Here is a 17,051-nt window from a genome sequence, read left to right as displayed (position 1 = left end):
CGGGGAAGGTGTGCGGTCGGCCCGGCTCGCGCGATCCGCAGCAGCCGGCCGTCGCTCCACCGCCCTCCCGAAAGCGAGATGACGCACCTGTGAGCACGCAAACCGTCCAGGAAGACGCCTACCGGCCGCCGGACGGGGGGAACGGCAATGCCCCGCACGACGCGGGCGATGCCGGATACAGCAAGGGCCTCAAGGCCCGGCACATCAACATGATCGCCATCGGCGGCGCGATCGGCACCGGCCTCTTCCTCGGCGCCGGCGGCCGGCTGCACTCCGCGGGGCCCGCGCTGGCCATCGCCTACGCGGTCTGCGGCCTCTTCGCCTTCTTCGTCGTGCGGGCGCTCGGCGAGCTGGTGCTGCACCGCCCCTCCTCCGGCTCCTTCGTCTCCTACGCCCGTGAGTTCCTGGGCGAGAAGGGCGCCTACGTGGCGGGCTGGATGTATGTCGTGAACTGGTCGACCACCGGTATCGCCGACATCACGGCCATCGCGCTCTACACGCACTACTGGAGCATGTTCACCGACATCCCGCAGTGGGTGATGGCGCTGATCGCCCTCGCGGTCGTGCTGACGGTGAACCTGATCTCCGTGAAGATCTTCGGTGAGCTGGAGTTCTGGTTCGCGATCATCAAGGTCGCGGCGCTGGTCGCCTTCATGCTCATCGGCATCTTCCTGCTGGCCACCCAGCACCCCGTGGGCGGCCATGCGCCGGGCCTCGACCTGATCACCGACAACGGCGGCCTCTTCCCGACCGGCCTGCTCCCGGTCGTGATCGTGCTCCAGGGAGTCGTCTTCGCCTACTCCGCCGTCGAGCTGGTCGGCGTCACCGCGGGCGAGACCAGCGAGCCGGAGAAGGTCGTCCCGAAGGCCGTCAACTCCATCATGTGGCGGGTCGGCGTCTTCTATGTCGGCTCGGTCGTGCTGCTCACGATGCTGCTGCCGTGGAACAAGTTCACCGACGGTGAGAGCCCCTTCGTCACCGTGCTGTCCAACGTCGGCGTTCCGTACGCGGGCGACGTCATGAACCTCGTCGTCCTGACCGCCGCGATGTCCAGCCTCAACTCCGGCCTCTACTCGACCGGGCGCATCCTGCGCTCGATGTCGATGTCCGGGTCCGCGCCCAAGTTCGTCGGCCGGATGAACCGCCACCAGGTGCCCTACGGCGGCATCATGCTCACCTCCGCGGTGTGTGTGCTGGGCGTCGGCCTGAACTACTTCCTGCCGGAAGAGGCGTTCGAGATCGTCATCAACATCGCGGCGCTGGGTGTCATCAGCACCTGGGTCGTGATCATGATCTGTCACATGGTGTTCGTCCGCCGCTCCCGTGCGGGGCTGGTCGACCGGCCGAAGTTCCGGCTGCCCGGCACGCCGGTCACGGACATCGCCACGATCACCTTCCTCCTGGGCGTCATCGTCCTGATGTGGTTCGACGGCGGCGTCGGCCGGCAGACCGTGATGCTGATCCCGGTCCTCGCGGCGGCCCTGGTCATCGGCTGGTTCGCGGTCCGCGGCAAGGTGGCGCGGATCGCGGCGGAGCGGGCGGCCCTGGACGGGCCCGACGCACCGGGGATCCCCGGGCAGCGCCACTGAGCACAAGCAGCACCCGACGGCAGCGCCCCGGCCCTCTCTCCACGGAGACGAGGGCCGGGGCGCCGGCGTTCCAGCTGCGGGGCTCGTGTGCGTGACCCGCGGGCCCGTCCTCAGCGCCGGGGCACATGACGGGCGAAGAACGACCGTACGTGGTGCCGTACCGTGGGCACCGACACGGCCGGGTCGAGTGTGCCGACCAGTGCGCGGCGGGCGTCGGCCGTCATCAGCCCGGCGGCCTGCAACTGGGGCACCATGGCGGCGTAGTCGGTGAACACCCAATGCGCGGCGTGGTCGATCCGCCGCCGGCGGGCACACGGGTGGGCGAGCATGGCCGACCAGGACGACTCCAGTTCCTTCCGCGCCTCCTCCTTGCCGATGAACCCGTCGGTTCCCAGCAGGAGCAGCGGCCGGTCCACCCCATGGCGGGCGACCGGGTACAGCTCCCCCTCCCGACCGGTCCCGTCCGGCGGATGGTTCAGATAGCCCTCCAGGTTGACCGCCGCAGCGATACGGCGGTCCTCGTACATTGCCTCGGCCGCTGCGGTGCCCCCGGCCGAATGGCCGTAGCAGCCCACCCGCCGCAGATCCAGGGCCCGCCCGAGGTGCGCCGGCAGTGCGCGGCCTGCCGCATCCGGATTGTGCCCGGCTGCCAGGGCCGCCAGCCGGCCGAGCACGAAGCGCAGATCCGCGATCCTGGTATCGATCATGGTGCGGGCCAGCCGTGGGTCCTTGCGGGGGTCGTCCCGGAACACCGTGGTGCGGTAGGGCTTGTCCCGGTACGCCGTGGTGGTGGGGAACCAGACCTCGCTGGTGTCGCCGGGGTGATCGACGGTCACCACCACATGGCCGTGACTCGCCAGGTCCTCGGCGAGCCCGGTGCCCAGGGTGCGCGGATCGCCGCCGCCCGGGCTGTAGAGAAGCACCGGTCGCCGTGCGGGGTGCGCGGGCGCGCCCGTGTGCGCATGGGACGCGGTGGCCGCCCAGTCCACACCGGACGGAGGCAGGCCGTGGATGCGGACATCGATGTCGTTGAACATCGCCGCGGCGCTCCCGGTCATCTGAGGCGCGACCGGACAGCCGCGGACGGTACGGGCCGGATAGAGCACCGAGACCACGACTTCTCGTACGGGGATCGTGGCATCCCACGGGTCGCGTCGGGAGCGGTCGACCAGCCAGAGGGTGGTGACCCCGATGCGGTGCGGGCCGGTGGGCGCGGGCAGCCGTACGGTGACATCGTCCGCGGGCCGTGCCTGGGCCCGTGCGACGCCACCGCCGCCCATGAGCAGCAATCCGGCTGCCATAGCGGCCGACTTGACGACGGTCCGACGGCCCGCTCCGGCGGCAACATGGGTATGTGCGGAAGAGGTCATGGCGTGCATGCTGTCGTTCGGCGGGGCCGCGGGCGATGTTTTAGCCCCGGACCGAAACCATGGCCAGACCGAAACCATGGCCCGGACCGAAACCACGGTCCGGTACCGCCGCCGAGGAGAGCAGTGATACGGATCCATTTCACGGCCACCGACTTCGCCCGGGTCCGGTTCGCGCCCCGGCCGGCCCCCCTCCAGGAGCTGAACGTGGCCCTCATGAGGATGTGCCGCCCCGGCGACGATCCGCTCTTCGGCCGCTGGCGGCGGCGACTGCTCCGGTCCCTGCCGGCCGCGGCCGCGCCGCTGGGGGAACTGGTTCCCGGGGTGGCGGCCCCCAAGTTCATCGATGTGTTCAGCGACGACCTGACGGAGGGGCTGGACACCGTACGGGCCTCCCGCCCGGCTCTGGTCCGCTCCGAGATCGAGCGGGTCTACGCCCAGCACCCCGGCTCGCCCCCGCTGTGGATCCATCACCTGTACCGGGGCGATGCCGATGCCTGGCAACTCCTGCGCCGTGCGCAGCGAGCGGCCTTCGAGACGGCGCTGCGCCCCGTATGGCCCCTGGTACAGGACCTGCACCAGCAAGAGTTCACCCGCTATGCCCTGACCGCGGCCGAGCACAGCACCGCCGCCGCGCTCACCGCGCTTGTTCCCGGAAGTCAACTGCACGAGAACATCTGGGAGTTAGCGGCTCCCTGGGACTCGGACCGCACGCTGGGCGGCCGTGGCCTGGTGCTCCAGCCGACCTTCCACTGGACCGGCCACCCCCTCATCGCCGATCCGCCGGACGGCCCGCTGTTCCTGACCTACCCGGCCGGTCCGGGGCTGCCGCTCCACCCGGATGCAGCGGGCGGGGCACACGGCGCGCTGGCCCGGATACTCGGCCGGACCCGCCTCGACATCCTGCTGCTGCTCGCGGAGGAGGACACCACCAGCGGCCTCGCCCGCCGACTGGGCGTCAGCAACGCCACCGTATCCGCCCACACCGCGGCGCTGCGCGGTGCGGGCTGGATCACCACGGTCCGTGCCGGCCGGTCGGTGCTGCACCGGCGCACCGCCCTGGGGGGCCTGCTGGTCCGGGGGCACACCTGACCTACCGGGCAGGCCCTGGCCCCCTAGACCGCCGCACCTGTGACGGGGTAGTGGTCGCTGAGGTTCGTGTACGTGTACTCCTTGCCGCCGCTGGTGACCGTCCAGGGCGGGCACGCCTCCTTGACGACCTCGTTGTTCCAGTCGGCGGGGCGGGCGTGCCCGGCGCGGTGCAGGACGTAGTCCAGGTCCTCGCGGGGGTCGGTGGGATACCGGTCCTTCGCGATGGAGTTCTCCTGGGTGTCGAAGGAGTACGGGTGTCCGGTGCGGGCGTCGGCGGGTGCCAGATCGGCCGCCTTGAGCATCGCCCCGTACTCGTCGCCGTGGGAGTCGACGTTGAAGTCGCCCGCCACCATGACCTGCTCGCCGGCCGGGATGTTCTTGGCGTCGAGGAAGGCATCCATCTCGGTGAGCTGCTTCGCGCGCGTCGCGGCGGCCTCGCCCGCGCCGCACCCGGGGTCGGTGGACTGCGTGTGGGTGCCGACGACGTGCACCTTCGTGCCGTTCACGTCCAGTACGGCGTAGACGAAGCCCTTGTTGGAGTAGGAGTCCGAGCCGCAGGCGTCCTTGTAGATGTACTGCTCCTTGCGGAGCACCGGCCACTTGCTGAGGACGGTGACGCCGCCGTCCTCCGGGGTGAGCGAGGAGTACGCGCCTCCGGTGGCGTCCCAGCCGTCCTTGCCGCGGCCCATGACCGGGGTCTGGTGCGGATACTCCGCTGCGGCGTTCGCCTTCAGGGCCTCGGAGGAGGAGTTGTCGAACGCCTCCTGGAGGACGACGACATCCTGGCCGCGGAAGAAGTTCGCGGCCGGGATCTCCTTCGCGCGGTGGTCCTGGCCCCAGTTGGGGTAGAGCGTCTTGCTGAACAGGAACGTGTTGTACGTGAGGACCTTGAGCGCGGGGGTGTCCGCGGCGGGGGCCGGCGCGGCCGTTGCGGTGGCGGCCGTGAGAAGCGGTGACGCGGCGACGGCGATCGCGGTGGCGAGGACGGCGGCGCGCGTGCGGCGCAGGGTGGAGTGCGGCACTGAATCTCCCTGTGGGGTGGGGAAGTTGATCCGGTGCCGCACATCCAATCAGGCGCGGTTACCTTCTGGTAACCGGTGGCTGGCGGGAAGATTTATTCCGGCCGGTGACCGTCCTGCGCGTGGACGCCGTCGTGGGAGTGCACGTCGTTCGTCGCCGCGATCTTCTTCCAGGACTTCGGCTGTGCCGCCGGGGCCTTCGTGGGGGCGATGGACGCGCCCTGTGCCGCCGGGGCCGACGGCTTGGCGGGCTGGTACAGCCAGGTGTCGAAGAAGTCCGCGAGCGGCTTGCCGGACTTCTGCTCAGCGAACTTCACGAAGTCGGCGACCGAGGCGTTGCCGTACTTGTTCTCCGTCGGCCAGGACTTGAGGATCCCGAAGAAGGTCTTGTCGCCGAGCTTGTTGCGCAGCGCCTGGAGGGCCAGCGCGCCCCGGTCGTAGACCGCGATGTCGAACTGGTTGTCCGGGCCCGGGTCGCCCGGCTTCACCGTCCAGAAGGCGTCGTCGGCCGGGTGCCGGTCGTAGACGTAGTCCGCGAGTTCCTGCGCGGTGCCCTCGCCCTCCTTCTCCGACCACAGCCACTGGCTGTAGCGCGCGAAGCCCTCGTTGACCCAGATGTCCTTCCAGTCCTTCAGCGACACGCTGTCGCCGTACCACTGGTGGGCCAGCTCGTGCACGACGACGGAGACGTTGGTGCCCGCGTCGAACGCCTTCTTGCCGTAGAAGGGGCGGGTCTGGGTCTCCAGCGCGTAACCGGCCGGGACGTTCGGTACGTAACCGCCGAGCGCGTTGAACGGGTACGGGCCGAAGACGGTCTCCAGCCACTCCGCGACCTCGGTGGTGCGCTCGATGCTGGCCTTCGCCGCGCCCTCGTTGCTGCCGAGGTCCTTGCTGACCGCGTTGATGACCGGCAGGCCGTTCGCGGTGGTGTCCTTGGTGACGTCGAACTTGCCGACCGCGAGCGTGGTCAGATACGTCGCCTGCGGCTTGTCCGAGCGCCAGTTGTAGCGCGTCCAGCCGAGCTTGGAGGACTCCGAGAGCAGCACGCCGTTGCTGAGCGCCTGGGTGCCGTCCGGCACGGCCACCGAGATGTCGTACGTGGCCTTGTCGGTGGGGTGGTCGTTGCTCGGGTACCACCAGACCGCCGCGTCCGGCTCCTGCGCGATCACGCCGCCGTCGGGGGTGCGCGCCCACGCCGAGAAGCCGTCGATCTTCAGCTCGGACGGCTTGCCCGCGTAGCGCACGACGACGCTGATGTCCTTGCCCTTGGGCAGCGGCGCGGCCGGCGTCACCTCCAGCTCGTGCTTGCCGGACGCCTTGAAGGCCGCCGGCTTGCCGTTGACGCGGACCTCGCTGACCTTCAGGCCGAAGTCGAGGTTGAAGCGCGAGAGGTCCTGCGTGGTCTTCGCGAGGAGGGTCGCGGTGCCCTCCAGCAGGTCCGTCTTCGGCTGGTACTTCAGGCGCAGGTCGTAGTGGGAGACGTCGTACCCGCCGTTGCCGCTCTCGGGGTAGTAGGAGTCGCCCACGCCCGGGGCGCCGGGGGAGTAGTCGGCAGCCGATGCCGGGATCGCCAGCAGCAGGCTGAGCGCGGCGGCGCCCGGCACGAGGAGTCTGTGACGCACGAGTCCTCCAACTCGTCGGAGAGACCGGTCGGTTCCGGCCTTCGTGGGGGGTGGTGCCGATCCAGGTCGGGATCGCTTCCGACCCTATGTACTGCGGCGTCCCACGTCAGGTGCATGGCCATATCTGACACATGACCGACATCGGGCCGTCATGGTCACTTCCGTCCCTGCCACACCCTTACGTACCGCCCTGGCCTCGCGCTACGGTCCCGCGGGTGACCATACGCACGCGGCGAGGCCGCATACCGTGGCAAGCGTTCGTCGTGGCGGCGACCGCCGCCTTACTGGCCGTCCTGCTCCCGCCCGGCGGCGCCGCGCAGGCCGCGCCCGGCGCCTCCGGGGAGAGCAGACCCGTGTACTCCTACGACCGCGCCGTCCGCGAGTCGGTATGGGTGGACACCAGGATCGACGGCGACTCGGACGGCAGGACCGACCGGGTCGCCGTCGACATCGTCCGGCCGCGCGAACCGGCGCAGCAGGGCCGCCGGATACCCGTGATCATGGACGCGAGTCCGTACTACTCCTGCTGCGGCCGCGGCAACGAGAGCCAGAAGAAGACCTACGGCGCCGACGGCCGCCCCGTGCAGTTCCCGCTCTTCTACGACAACTACTTCGTGCCGCGCGGCTACGCGACGGTCCTGGTCGACCTGGCCGGCACCAACCGCTCCGACGGCTGCGTGGACGTCGGCGGCCGCTCCGATGTGCGGTCCGCCAAGGCCGTCGTGGACTGGCTGGCCGGCCGCGCCCGCGGCTACGACGCCCCCACCGGCGGGAAACGGGTCACCGCCGACTGGTCCAACGGCAGGACCGGCATGATCGGCAAGAGTTACGACGGCACCGTGGCCAACGGCGTGGCCGCGACCGGCGTGCCCAACCTGAAGACCATCGTGCCCATCGGCGCCATCTCCTCCTGGTACGACTACTACTTCTCCCAGGGCGCGCCGCTCTACGACTCCGGCCCCGAGTGGCTGTCGGACTACGTCGAGAGCCCGGCGGCCCGCACCCGCTGCGCCGCCGTACAGAAGGAGCTCGTCGACGGCGCCCCGCGCAGTGGCGACTGGACCGGCCTGTGGGACGCGCGCGACTACGTGAAGGACGCGCACAAGGTGAAGGCCAGCGTGTTCGTCGTGCACGGCATGCAGGACCTCAACGTCCGCACCAAGCACTTCGGGCAGTGGTGGGACGCTCTCGCGAAGAACGGCGTCGAGCGCAAGATCTGGCTCTCGCAGACCGGGCACGTCGATCCGTTCGACTTCCGGCGCGCGGACTGGGTGCCCGCGCTGCACCGGTGGTTCGATCACTACCTGATGGGTTACGAGAACGGCGCCGACCGCGCCCCGATGGCCGATATCGAGCGGGCCCCGGGGGAGTGGTCGACGGACCGCGTCTGGCCCGCGCCCGGCACCGCCGTCCGTACGACGCTGCGGCCCGGCAAGGGCGAGCAGCCCGGTGTCGGGGTGCTCGGGACGAAGCCCGCGCCGCCCGGCGCCACCGAGACCTTCACCGACGACCCGAAGCTGAGCGAGACCGACTGGGCGGCGCACGCCGACCAACCGACCGCCGCGAAGGCCGCGTTCAGCACCGCGCCGCTGGCGGCACCGCTGCGGCTGTCCGGCTCCGGCAAGGTCACCGTGACCGCCACCCCGTCCACCGCCACCGCGCACCTCACGGCCGTACTGGTCGACCTCGGCCCGGCCACCATCCGCGACTACGCGGGGCAGGGCGAAGGCATCGTCACGCTGGACCGGCGCACCTGCTGGGGCGCGAGCCGGGACGGCGACAGTGCCTGCTTCAAGGAGACCGCGCCCGACACCGAGAAGGTGCGGCAGACCGTCTTCAGCCGCGGCTGGGCCGACCTCGGCACGTACGCCGACCCGCGCAAGGGCCGCCCGCTGACGCCCGGGAAGCCGTACACGATCACCCTCGACCTGGCCGCCACGGACCATGTCGTGCCCGCCGGGCACCGGCTCGCGCTGATCGTGGGCGGCACGGACGCCGGGCTCATCGACCCGCCGTCCACCCGGCCGACGCTCACCCTCGACCTGTCCCGCACCAAGGCCGAACTCCCGCTCTCGGGCGCGGCGCGCGCCCTCTCCGGCAAGCCGACGACCCCGCACACCGGGGCCGGCCCGCTCGCCGGACTGGACGCGCCGCGCCCCGGCCGGCCCGTGCCGGACGCCCGCTGACCACCGGGCCGGGGCCGCGGCGTACGCACGCGGCCCCGGCCCGGAGCACCCTGTCCGCTCCACCAAGGAGGCACCGCTTCGTGAGGTACAGATTCCGCGCCGCGCTCCTCGGCGCCGTCACCACCGCGCTCACCACGACCTTCCTGGCCGCGCCGGCCCCGGCCACGGCCGCGGCGCCCGAAGGGCCGCGTACCGGCTTCGAGACCACCCACGGCGCCCGCTGGACCACCCAGCCCGAGGAGCAGGAGTTCCTCGCCCGCGTCGACCGGGACAGCGCGCGCACGCGCGTCGACCGGATCGGCTCGACGAAGCAGGGCCGCCCGCTCCAGCTCGTCCGCATCGGCGCCACCCAGCCGCCCACCGCCGACCAGGTACGCCGCGGTAACTCCGTCCTGCTGATCTGCTCCCAGCACGGCAACGAGCCCTCCGGGCGCGAGGCGTGCCTGTCCACGGTCCGGAACCTGGCGTACGCCACCGACACGGCCACCCGCGCCTTCCTGGAGCACACCAGCGTCCTCGTCCTCCCCACCGCCAACCCCGACGGCCGGGCCGCGAACACCCGCGGCAACTCCGACGGCGTGGACATCAACCGCGACCACCTCGCCCTGAAGACCGCCGAGGCCCGCACGATGGCCGCGCTGTTCCGCGACTACCGCCCGGACACCGTCTACGACCTGCACGAGTACGGAGCCACCCCGCCGTACTACGACAAGGACCTGCTGTCCCTGTGGCCGCGCAGCCTCAACACCCAGGACGCGGTGCACGAGGAGGCCAGTACGCTCTCCGAGCGGTACGTGCGCCCCACCGTGCAGGAGCACGGCTTCAGCACCGGCATCTACGGCATCTGGACCGACCCGGAGACCGGCGAGCCCATCAAGCAGGTGGCGGGCGACGGACAGGAGCGCATCCTGCGCAACACCGCGGGCGTGAAGAACTCCGTCGGGCTGCTCGTCGAGACCCGTACGACGCCGCTCACGCAGGCCGAGAAGGACGACCCGGCCGTGAACAACCGGCGCCGGGTCGACTCCCAGCTGGCCGGGCTGAAGGGTGCGTTCGCCTTCCTCGGTGAGCGCCGTGGCCGGATCGAGGCGGCCACCACCGCGGCACGGCTGGCAGGATACGCGGACCGCGGGCCCGTTTACTTCGGCGGCGCGGACAACGATCCCGCAACGGACGAGGAGATCCTGCAGGACCCGCCGTGCGCTTACCGGCTGGACAAGGGAAGCTATGCGGAGGTCGGGGACGAGCTTGAGCTGCACGGCATCCAGGCTGAGCGCGACGGCGACGGTGCCGTCGTCCGGCTGCGCCAGCCCCAGCGGGCGCTCGTGCCGCTGCTGCTCGATGAACGATCGGCATATCACCTTACGGCCGCGAAGCCGTCGACCGCGTGTTAAACCGTGGTTGGGGGTAATGGCTAGGGGAAATCCAGCCCATCGAAAGGTCACCACGTGACGGACAGAGAGAACGAACCGGGGGGCGGGAGCGGACCAACGGCCGCGATCGACCTGCCCCCGGAGTCGCACAGTGCCCGCCCCGCGCAGACCGACCGCGTGGTCTTCGGCGTGACGGCGCTGCTCACCCTGGCCTTCATCGTCTGGGGAGCGACCTCCACCAAGTCACTCGAGAACGCATCGAACACGATGCTCGACTGGCTCATCAAGAACGGCGGCTGGGCGTTCGTCCTGGCCGCGTCCGCTTTTGTGATCTTCGCGATCTGGCTGGCGATCAGCAAGTACGGGCGCATCACACTCGGAGCGGAGGGCGAGGAGCCCGAGTTCCGTACGGTCTCCTGGATCGCGATGATGTTCAGCGCCGGTATGGGCATCGGCCTGATGTTCTACGGCGTGAGCGAGCCGCTCGGGCACTTCAGTACCCATCCGCCGGGCACCCACCCCAGGGACGCCGCGCAGGCCATGGATACGGCGATGGCCACCACGCTGTTCCACTGGACGCTGCACCCGTGGGCGATCTACGCGGTGGTCGGACTCGGCATCGCGTACAGCACCTTCCGGCGGGGCCGCAGGCAGACGATAAGTGCCGTCTTCACGCCGCTCATCGGGGCCCGGCGGGCCAACGGAGCCGGTGGCCGGCTCATCGACATCCTCGCGATCTTCGCGACGCTCTTCGGCTCGGCCGCCTCGCTGGGCCTGGGGGCGCTGCAGATCGGCAGCGGCATCAAGGTGCTCGGCTGGAAGGACAGCGTCAGCACGACCCTGCTGGTGGTCATCATCACCGTGCTGACGATCGCCTTCATCCTCTCCGCGGTCTCCGGCATCGCCAAGGGCATCCAGTGGCTGTCCAACATCAACATGGTGCTGGCGCTGATCCTGGCCGTCTTCGTGTTCATCGCGGGGCCGACCATCCTCATCCTGAACATGGTGCCCACCGGCGTGGCCACGTTCTTCGGCGAACTGTCGCAGATGGCCGGCCGTACGGGCGCCAGCAGCGGTGAGGACGTCGACGCCTGGCTGCGCAGCTGGACGGTCTTCTACTGGGCGTGGTGGATCTCCTGGACGCCCTTCGTGGGCATGTTCATCGCGCGCATCAGCCGGGGCCGCACGATCCGTCAGTTCGTCGGCGGCGTCATCCTCGTCCCCAGCGTCGTGAGCCTCATCTGGTTCGCGATCTTCGGGCAGTCCGCGATGTTCCTGAAGGAGCACAAGAAGCTGTCGGACACCGCCTCCGTGGAGGGTGCGCTCTTCGATGTGCTGCACCAGTATCCGGTCGCCACGCTCATGAGCGTGCTTGTCATGATCCTGGTCGGCATCTTCTTCGTGTCCGGTGCGGACGCCGCGTCCATCGTGATGGGCACGCTGTCCCAGAAGGGGACCATGGAGCCGACCAAGCCCGTCGTCATCTTCTGGGGCGTGGTCACCGGAGCGGTCGCCGCGATCATGCTGCTCATCGGGGGCGGCAGCGGCGACGCCCTCACGGGTCTGCAGAACCTCACGATCCTGGTCGCCGCGCCGTTCACACTAGTCATGATCATGATGTGCTGGGCGCTGCTGAAGGACCTGCGGAGCGACCCGCTCATCGTGCGCGGCCAGATCGGCGAGGAGGTCATCGAGGCCGCGGTCGTGGCCGGACACGAGAAGTACGAGGGCGACTTCGAGATCCGGATCGGGCCGTCCAACGGCGGCTCGGCCGAGGAGACGACGATCGTCAGCGACAAGGACGGGCCGGCTCCGGCGGGTACCGGGAAGGACTGACCGGGAGGACTGACCGGGAAGGGCTGACCGGCAGGCGCGGCACCGGCCTCGTCGGTGCCGTGTGCCTCATCGGAGCGGAGGGCCGTCGTGGCCCTCCGCTCCGGCGTGTCCGGGCCTTCTCAGGCCGCCGCGTCCAGCAGCCGCAGCACCTCGTCGGCGCAGCCCCACGCCACGGTGACGCCCGCGCCGCCGTGCCCGTAGTTGTGCACGACCAGCCCGCCGCCGGGCAGCCGCTCGGCCTCCAGGCGCACCGCGGGCCGGGCCGGGCGCAGCCCCACCCGGTGCGCGAGGATGCGCGCCTCTGCCAGCGCGGGGTGGAGGCGGGCGCAGCGCGCCACGATCGCCTCGGCGACCGCCGGGTCGGGCTCGGTGGACCATGCCCCCTCGACCGCCGTGCCGCCCAGCACGACGCCGTACGGCTGCGGCAGTACGTACGTCGTGGTGTCCGCGTGGCCGTCCGCGTCGACGAACCACTCCTCGATCCCCGGGTTCTCCACGATCACCAGCTGGCCCTGTACGGGGCGCACGTCCGGGTCGGGCACCAGCTCCCGGGCGCCCAGGCCCGAGCAGTTCACCACCGCGCCGGCCTCCCGCGCGAGGGCGTCCAGGGAACCGGCCGGGCGCCGCTCCACGGTGCCGCCGGCCGCGGCCAGCCGCCGCTCCAGGTACTGGAGATGCGCGTCCATGGCCACCAGAGGGGTACGGGCCCGCAGGCCCTCGGGTATGCCGGCGGGCAGCTCTTCGGGGCGCGCGGCGCGCAGCCCCGGTACGGCGTCGCGCCAGCGGTCCGGCACCGACGCCGCCGCCATCGTGCCCGTCACCATCCGTACGCCCGTGCCCTCGGTCTCCGCGAGTCCCGCGAGCGCTTCGTAGCCGCGCACCGACCACTGGACCGCCTCCTCCTCCGGGAGGATGCGGTACGGCCAGCACAGCCCGCCCGCCACGGAGGACGTCGTTCCGGCGGCCTGGTCCCGGCTGATCACCCGGACCGCACGGCCGGTCTCGGCGAGCTGGACGGCGCAGGTCAGGCCGGTGACACCGGCTCCCACCACGATCACATCGTTCGTCATGCGAGGACCGTATCGGGGACCGTATCCGGAGTCCCTTCGGGCTTTTGTGATCTTGGGTTAACCCTCCGGCAGCGACTCGGACAAAGCAGGCACTTAGGCTGGTACCAGCAGACCGTCGGCCGACGACGCCCCACGGACCGTCCGTACTCGTACGCAGCGAACCTCTTACGCACCGCATCCGTACGCAGCCGACTCAAGGAGGCCCATGCCCCGCGCCGTACCCGTCTGGCTCGCTCACCCCTTCCGCTGGCAGCGGCTGCCCGTGCCGTGGTCGGCGGTGGTCAGAGGGGCGCTGTGCGCCGGGCCGCTGCTGGGCGCGGGCGTCGCCACCGGGCACCCGGCCGCCGGCGTCCTCGCGGGCCTGGGCGCGATGCTCGCGGGCGTCAACGACCGTCCCGGCACCCGGCGCAGGGGCGTCGTGCACATCGGGCTGCCCGCGCTGGCCGTCGCGCTGGGCATGTTCGCCGGCGCCTCCCTCGCGCACGTCGGCTGGTGGCTGGTGCTCGCCCTCTTCGGCATCGGGTTCGTCTCCGGCGCCGGCAGCGTCGCCGGGCCCGTGCGCTCCGCCGCCGGCATGCAGATGCTGGCCGCCGCGATCCTCGGCGCCGGCATGCCGCTGCCGCAGCTGGAGCCGTGGAGCAAGGCGCTGCTGACGCTGGCCGGCGCCGGCTGGCTGCTCCTGCTGCGGCTGGTACTGCGCTCCCCGCGGCCCCCGGGCGGCTCGCTCAGCGGCGAGCGCGCGGCCGTCGCCACCGTCTTCGACGCGCTCGCCGACGCGCTCGTGGCCGTCGGCACGCCGGGCGCCGAACCGGCCAGGCGCCGGCTGACCACGGCACTGGACCGGGCCGACGAGGCCATGCGGCTGCGCCGGCTGCTGCGCCGCAGGCCGCGTACCGACGAGCGCCGGCTCATCGAACGCTTCGCCGCCGCCACCGCGCTCTGCGAGGCCAGCGTCGCGCTGCTCTGGGAGGCCCGTCCGCTGCCGGCCCGCGTCGCACAGGGCCCGCGCGCCCTCGCCAGGGCGCTGCGCACCGGGCGGGCGCCCGGCAGGCTGCCGGCGCCCGAGACCTCCACGCCCGCGCGCAGCGCCTTCGACCGGGCGCTGCTGGACGCGGCGGTGGTCTTCGCGCGCACCCAGCCGCCGGCCGGCGGCACCGCGGCGGGGGCCACGGACGAGCGGCTCCTCCGGGGGCTGCGTGCCGCCGCTCCCGTAGGTGCCCCGGAGCGCCGCGCACCGGAGGAGACAGGCGCCCCGGAGCGCCCCGTATCGGACGAGGACAGCGGTGCCTGGACCCCCTTCGGGTCGCGCGCGGCCTTCGATACCGGGCGCTGGGCCTCCTTCGCGCGCGGCGTCGCGGGCGTGTTCGCCTGGCGGCGCGGGCCCGGCCGCCGCGTCTTCGGGCCCGCCGGGCGCGACTACGGCCTGCGGGTCGGCGTCTGCATCGCCGCCTGCACCGCCATGGCGCTGCTGCTGCGCGCCGACCACTGGTACTGGCTGCCCGCCACCGCCACGTTCCTCGTCAAGCCCGACCTCGGCCCGCTGTTCTCCCGTACGGTCAACCGCTTCGCCGGTACCGCCTGCGGCGTGCTGGTCTTCGCCGTGGCCGGACTGGCGCTGCCCGACGCGTGGTGGCCCGTGGTGATGGCCACGGCGGGCGGCGCGCTGCTGCCCTTCGCGACCCGGCACTTCGCCCTGCAGACCGTCGCCATCACGCTCATGGTGCTGTCGTTCGTGCACGTCAGCGGCGCGCCGGAGGCCGCGCCCGAGCGGATCGTCGATACCTCGATCGCCTGCCTCATCGTGCTGGTCGTCGGCCACCTGCCGCGGCTGGCGGACCCACGGCGCCGGGTCGGACCGCGCGTCGCTGCCGCGCTGCACTGCACGGAGGCGTACTTGCGGCAGGTCCTCGCGACCGAGCCCGGGACGGACACGGGGGAGCGGCTGGCGCTGCGCCGAGCGGCCTACCAGGCGCTGGGGGAGGCCCGTACCGCCGCCGAGACGGCGGCTGCCGAGCTGCTGGCGCACCGCCGCGGCGACCCCGACTGGCCGACCGTCGTCAAGGCCGCCGAGCGCATCGTGGACGCCACCACGGCGGCGGCCGTGCGCCTGGACCAGGGCGCGCAGCGGCCCAGCGAGGAGGACGCGCGGCGGCTGTGCGCCGTCCTCACGGACATGGCGGCCGCGCTGAACGCGCCGCGCCGCCACCGCCCCCGGCCGCTGCCGCCGCCCGCCCTGGAGTCGGCGCCGGACTGCGCCACGCTCAGCGACGTCGCGGCCGAACTGGAGCGGATGCGGGGGTACGCGGGGGCGGTGTGAGGCGTACGGGGGCGCGGCGCCTTCCCTCGTAGGACGGCCCGAGACGCACAAGGGAAGGCACCGCTCGCCTCAGAGGGAAGGCACCGCTCGCCTCATCGGGTGGCGAACGCGCCGCCGTTCACGTGCAGCACCTGCCCCGTGATGTGCCGCGCCGCCGGGGAGGCGAGGAACGCCACCGCGCCCGCCACGTCGGCGGGGGAGCCGGCCCGGCCGACGGCGGTCTCGGTCATCAGCTCCGTACGCCGCTCGTCCGTGAGCCGGTCCCGGAAGAACTCGGTGTCGGCGATGTAGCCGGGCGCGACCACGTTGGCGGTGATCCCGCGCGCCCCCAGGGCACCGGCCAGGTCGATGTTCCACGTCGACAGGCCGGCCTTGGCCGCGCCGTACGAACCGCCTCCCCGGGCGGCGGCGATCGACCCGATGTGCACCACGGAGCCGCCTTCGGCGAGCCGCCCCTCCAGGGCCTTCGTCGTCAGCGCGGCGCTGACCAGGTTCGCGTCGAGGTTGGCGCGGAAGTCCCGGGCGTACGAGGCCAGGTCCGACGACGCCTCGGTGTCGAAGTCGGTGTTCCCGCCCGCGTTGTTGACCAGCACGTCGATGCTGTCGGGCAGCTCGGCGAGCAGCCGCGTGAGCGCTTCGGGGTCGGTGTGGTCGCAGACCACGGCCCGGGCGCCGATCGCGTCCGCCGCCTCCTTGAGCGGGCCGGTGCGGCGGCCGGTGACGACGACGTTCTCTCCCTGCTCGGCGAAGTGCTGGGCGATCGCGCGGCCGATGCCCGTGCCGCCACCGGTGACCAGGATGTTGCGTGGCATAAGCTGAGCCCCTCACAGTCATTCAGACCTAAATTTAGAGCTAAACGTAGAGTCGGAAGGGGTACCGTGGCAAGCGAAGCGAGGAAGAAGGCGGGGGACGGCCGGCCGGAGGGCAGGGTTCCGTCCGACCCGGTGCGCGACATCGCCGCCGCGTGGGAGCGCGAGCGCCCGGGTACGCCCGTCTCGTCCATCGGGATCGTCACGAGCATCTGGCAGCTGGCCAAGCTCTTCGGCGACGACCGCCGCCGCACCCTCGCCCACGCCGGCGTGGACACCGCCACCCTGGACCTGCTCAGCGTGTTGCGGCGAAGCGGCGAGCCCTACACGCTCAGCACCCGCGAGATCGGCCGCCGCAGCATGATCACGGCCGGCGCCGTCTCACAGCGGGTGGCCCGTGCCGAAGGGGAGGGCCTGGTGTCCCGCGGGCCCGCGCAGGGGCGTCCGCGCACCGTCGAGGTCACGCTGACCGCGACCGGACACGAGGTCGTCGAGGCGACCGTGGACCAGGTGCTCCACCGGGAAGCCGAGTTGATCGAAGGACTGTCGCCCGACCGGCAGGCCCAGCTCACCGAGTTGCTCCGCACCCTCCTCCAGGACGTGCAGCACCGGCTCGGCGACGACCGGCTGACACACGTGGGGGACGACTGAGGGCGCGGACAGCGGCGGGGGGGGGGGGGGGGGGGGGAACCCCCCCCCCCCCCCCCCCCGCGCCCCCGCGCCGCCGCCCCCCCCCCCCCGGGGGGCGCAACACGCGGGGCGGCCCCCGGC

12 protein-coding genes are annotated in these 17,051 nt (G+C 72.0%); 7 read left to right on the top strand and 5 right to left on the bottom strand.

Annotated elements, in window-relative coordinates; translation table 11 throughout:
* Positions 1 to 209 precede the first annotated feature (209 nt).
* Positions 210 to 1,589 carry an amino acid permease gene (locus ACIGXO_RS26505; RefSeq protein WP_399792161.1) on the top strand — a complete coding sequence of 460 codons (1,380 nt, stop codon included), beginning with the start codon at positions 210 to 212 and terminating at the stop codon, positions 1,587 to 1,589.
* Between the two features lie 110 nt (positions 1,590 to 1,699).
* Here the strand turns inward: ACIGXO_RS26505 and ACIGXO_RS26500 are convergent, their stop codons facing one another.
* The gene (locus ACIGXO_RS26500) at positions 1,700 to 2,890 is read right to left on the bottom strand and encodes an alpha/beta hydrolase (RefSeq protein ID WP_399791694.1); all 1,191 of its coding nucleotides are present in this window, start codon (positions 2,888 to 2,890) and stop codon (positions 1,700 to 1,702) included.
* A gap of 192 nt (positions 2,891 to 3,082) precedes the next feature.
* Between ACIGXO_RS26500 and ACIGXO_RS26495 the strand changes: the two genes are divergently transcribed.
* The gene (locus ACIGXO_RS26495) at positions 3,083 to 4,048 is read left to right on the top strand and encodes an ArsR/SmtB family transcription factor (protein WP_399791692.1); all 966 of its coding nucleotides are present in this window, start codon (positions 3,083 to 3,085) and stop codon (positions 4,046 to 4,048) included.
* A 23-nt stretch (positions 4,049 to 4,071) separates the two neighbouring features.
* On the opposite strand, the gene sph is transcribed toward ACIGXO_RS26495, so the two are convergent.
* Both sph and ACIGXO_RS26485 read right to left on the bottom strand, forming a co-directional pair.
* The gene (sph, locus tag ACIGXO_RS26490) at positions 4,072 to 5,070 is read right to left on the bottom strand and encodes a sphingomyelin phosphodiesterase (RefSeq protein ID WP_399791690.1); all 999 of its coding nucleotides are present in this window, start codon (positions 5,068 to 5,070) and stop codon (positions 4,072 to 4,074) included.
* A gap of 92 nt (positions 5,071 to 5,162) precedes the next feature.
* Positions 5,163 to 6,689, bottom strand: coding sequence for a M1 family metallopeptidase (locus ACIGXO_RS26485; protein WP_399791688.1), 1,527 nt, complete (start codon positions 6,687 to 6,689; stop codon positions 5,163 to 5,165).
* Positions 6,690 to 6,820: 131 nt separating this feature from the next.
* On the opposite strand from ACIGXO_RS26485, the gene ACIGXO_RS26480 reads away from it, so the two are divergent.
* From ACIGXO_RS26480 to ACIGXO_RS26470, 3 genes are all read left to right on the top strand, one after another.
* Complete coding sequence (locus tag ACIGXO_RS26480; RefSeq protein WP_399791685.1) at positions 6,821 to 8,875, top strand: Xaa-Pro dipeptidyl-peptidase; 2,055 nt, start codon at positions 6,821 to 6,823, stop codon at positions 8,873 to 8,875.
* Positions 8,876 to 8,955: 80 nt separating this feature from the next.
* Positions 8,956 to 10,269 carry a M14 family metallocarboxypeptidase gene (locus ACIGXO_RS26475; protein WP_399791683.1) on the top strand — a complete coding sequence of 438 codons (1,314 nt, stop codon included), beginning with the start codon at positions 8,956 to 8,958 and terminating at the stop codon, positions 10,267 to 10,269.
* 54 nt (positions 10,270 to 10,323) lie between these two features.
* Positions 10,324 to 12,084: a BCCT family transporter gene (locus ACIGXO_RS26470; protein WP_399791681.1), complete on the top strand. Its 1,761-nt coding sequence runs from the start codon at positions 10,324 to 10,326 to the stop codon at positions 12,082 to 12,084.
* 119 nt (positions 12,085 to 12,203) lie between these two features.
* On the opposite strand, the gene ACIGXO_RS26465 is transcribed toward ACIGXO_RS26470, so the two are convergent.
* Positions 12,204 to 13,154: an FAD-dependent oxidoreductase gene (locus tag ACIGXO_RS26465; RefSeq protein WP_399791679.1), complete on the bottom strand. Its 951-nt coding sequence runs from the start codon at positions 13,152 to 13,154 to the stop codon at positions 12,204 to 12,206.
* A 205-nt stretch (positions 13,155 to 13,359) separates the two neighbouring features.
* Here ACIGXO_RS26465 and ACIGXO_RS26460 point away from each other — a divergent pair, with 205 nt between their 5' ends.
* On the top strand, positions 13,360 to 15,471 hold the full coding sequence (locus ACIGXO_RS26460) for an FUSC family protein (protein ID WP_399791677.1): 2,112 nt from the start codon (positions 13,360 to 13,362) through the stop codon (positions 15,469 to 15,471).
* 92 nt (positions 15,472 to 15,563) lie between these two features.
* Here the strand turns inward: ACIGXO_RS26460 and ACIGXO_RS26455 are convergent, their stop codons facing one another.
* Complete coding sequence (locus ACIGXO_RS26455) at positions 15,564 to 16,283, bottom strand: SDR family NAD(P)-dependent oxidoreductase (protein WP_399791675.1); 720 nt, start codon at positions 16,281 to 16,283, stop codon at positions 15,564 to 15,566.
* Positions 16,284 to 16,349: 66 nt separating this feature from the next.
* Here ACIGXO_RS26455 and ACIGXO_RS26450 point away from each other — a divergent pair, with 66 nt between their 5' ends.
* Entirely contained in the window at positions 16,350 to 16,931 is a 582-nt protein-coding gene (locus ACIGXO_RS26450) for a MarR family winged helix-turn-helix transcriptional regulator (RefSeq protein WP_399791673.1), read from the top strand.
* Positions 16,932 to 17,051 lie beyond the last annotated feature (120 nt).

This window comes from Streptomyces sp. NPDC053542 (assembly GCF_044544685.1).
In the GTDB taxonomy this organism is placed as follows: domain Bacteria; phylum Actinomycetota; class Actinomycetes; order Streptomycetales; family Streptomycetaceae; genus Streptomyces.
The sequence above is the reverse complement of the archived record's forward strand: the minus strand, read 5'-3'. Positions and strand labels throughout refer to the sequence as shown.

Bases quoted from the DNA above. Each gene is read 5' to 3' on its own strand.
- ACIGXO_RS26465 (WP_399791679.1), bottom strand. From the start codon at position 13,154: ATGACGAACGATGTGATCGTGGTGGGAGCCGGTGTCACCGGCCTGACC.
- ACIGXO_RS26480 (WP_399791685.1), top strand. From the start codon at position 6,821: ATGACCGACATCGGGCCGTCATGGTCACTTCCGTCCCTGCCACACCCT.
- ACIGXO_RS26460 (WP_399791677.1), top strand. From the start codon at position 13,360: ATGCCCCGCGCCGTACCCGTCTGGCTCGCTCACCCCTTCCGCTGGCAG.
- ACIGXO_RS26455 (WP_399791675.1), bottom strand. From the start codon at position 16,283: ATGCCACGCAACATCCTGGTCACCGGTGGCGGCACGGGCATCGGCCGC.
- ACIGXO_RS26500 (WP_399791694.1), bottom strand. From the start codon at position 2,890: ATGGCAGCCGGATTGCTGCTCATGGGCGGCGGTGGCGTCGCACGGGCC.
- ACIGXO_RS26505 (WP_399792161.1), top strand. From the start codon at position 210: ATGATCGCCATCGGCGGCGCGATCGGCACCGGCCTCTTCCTCGGCGCC.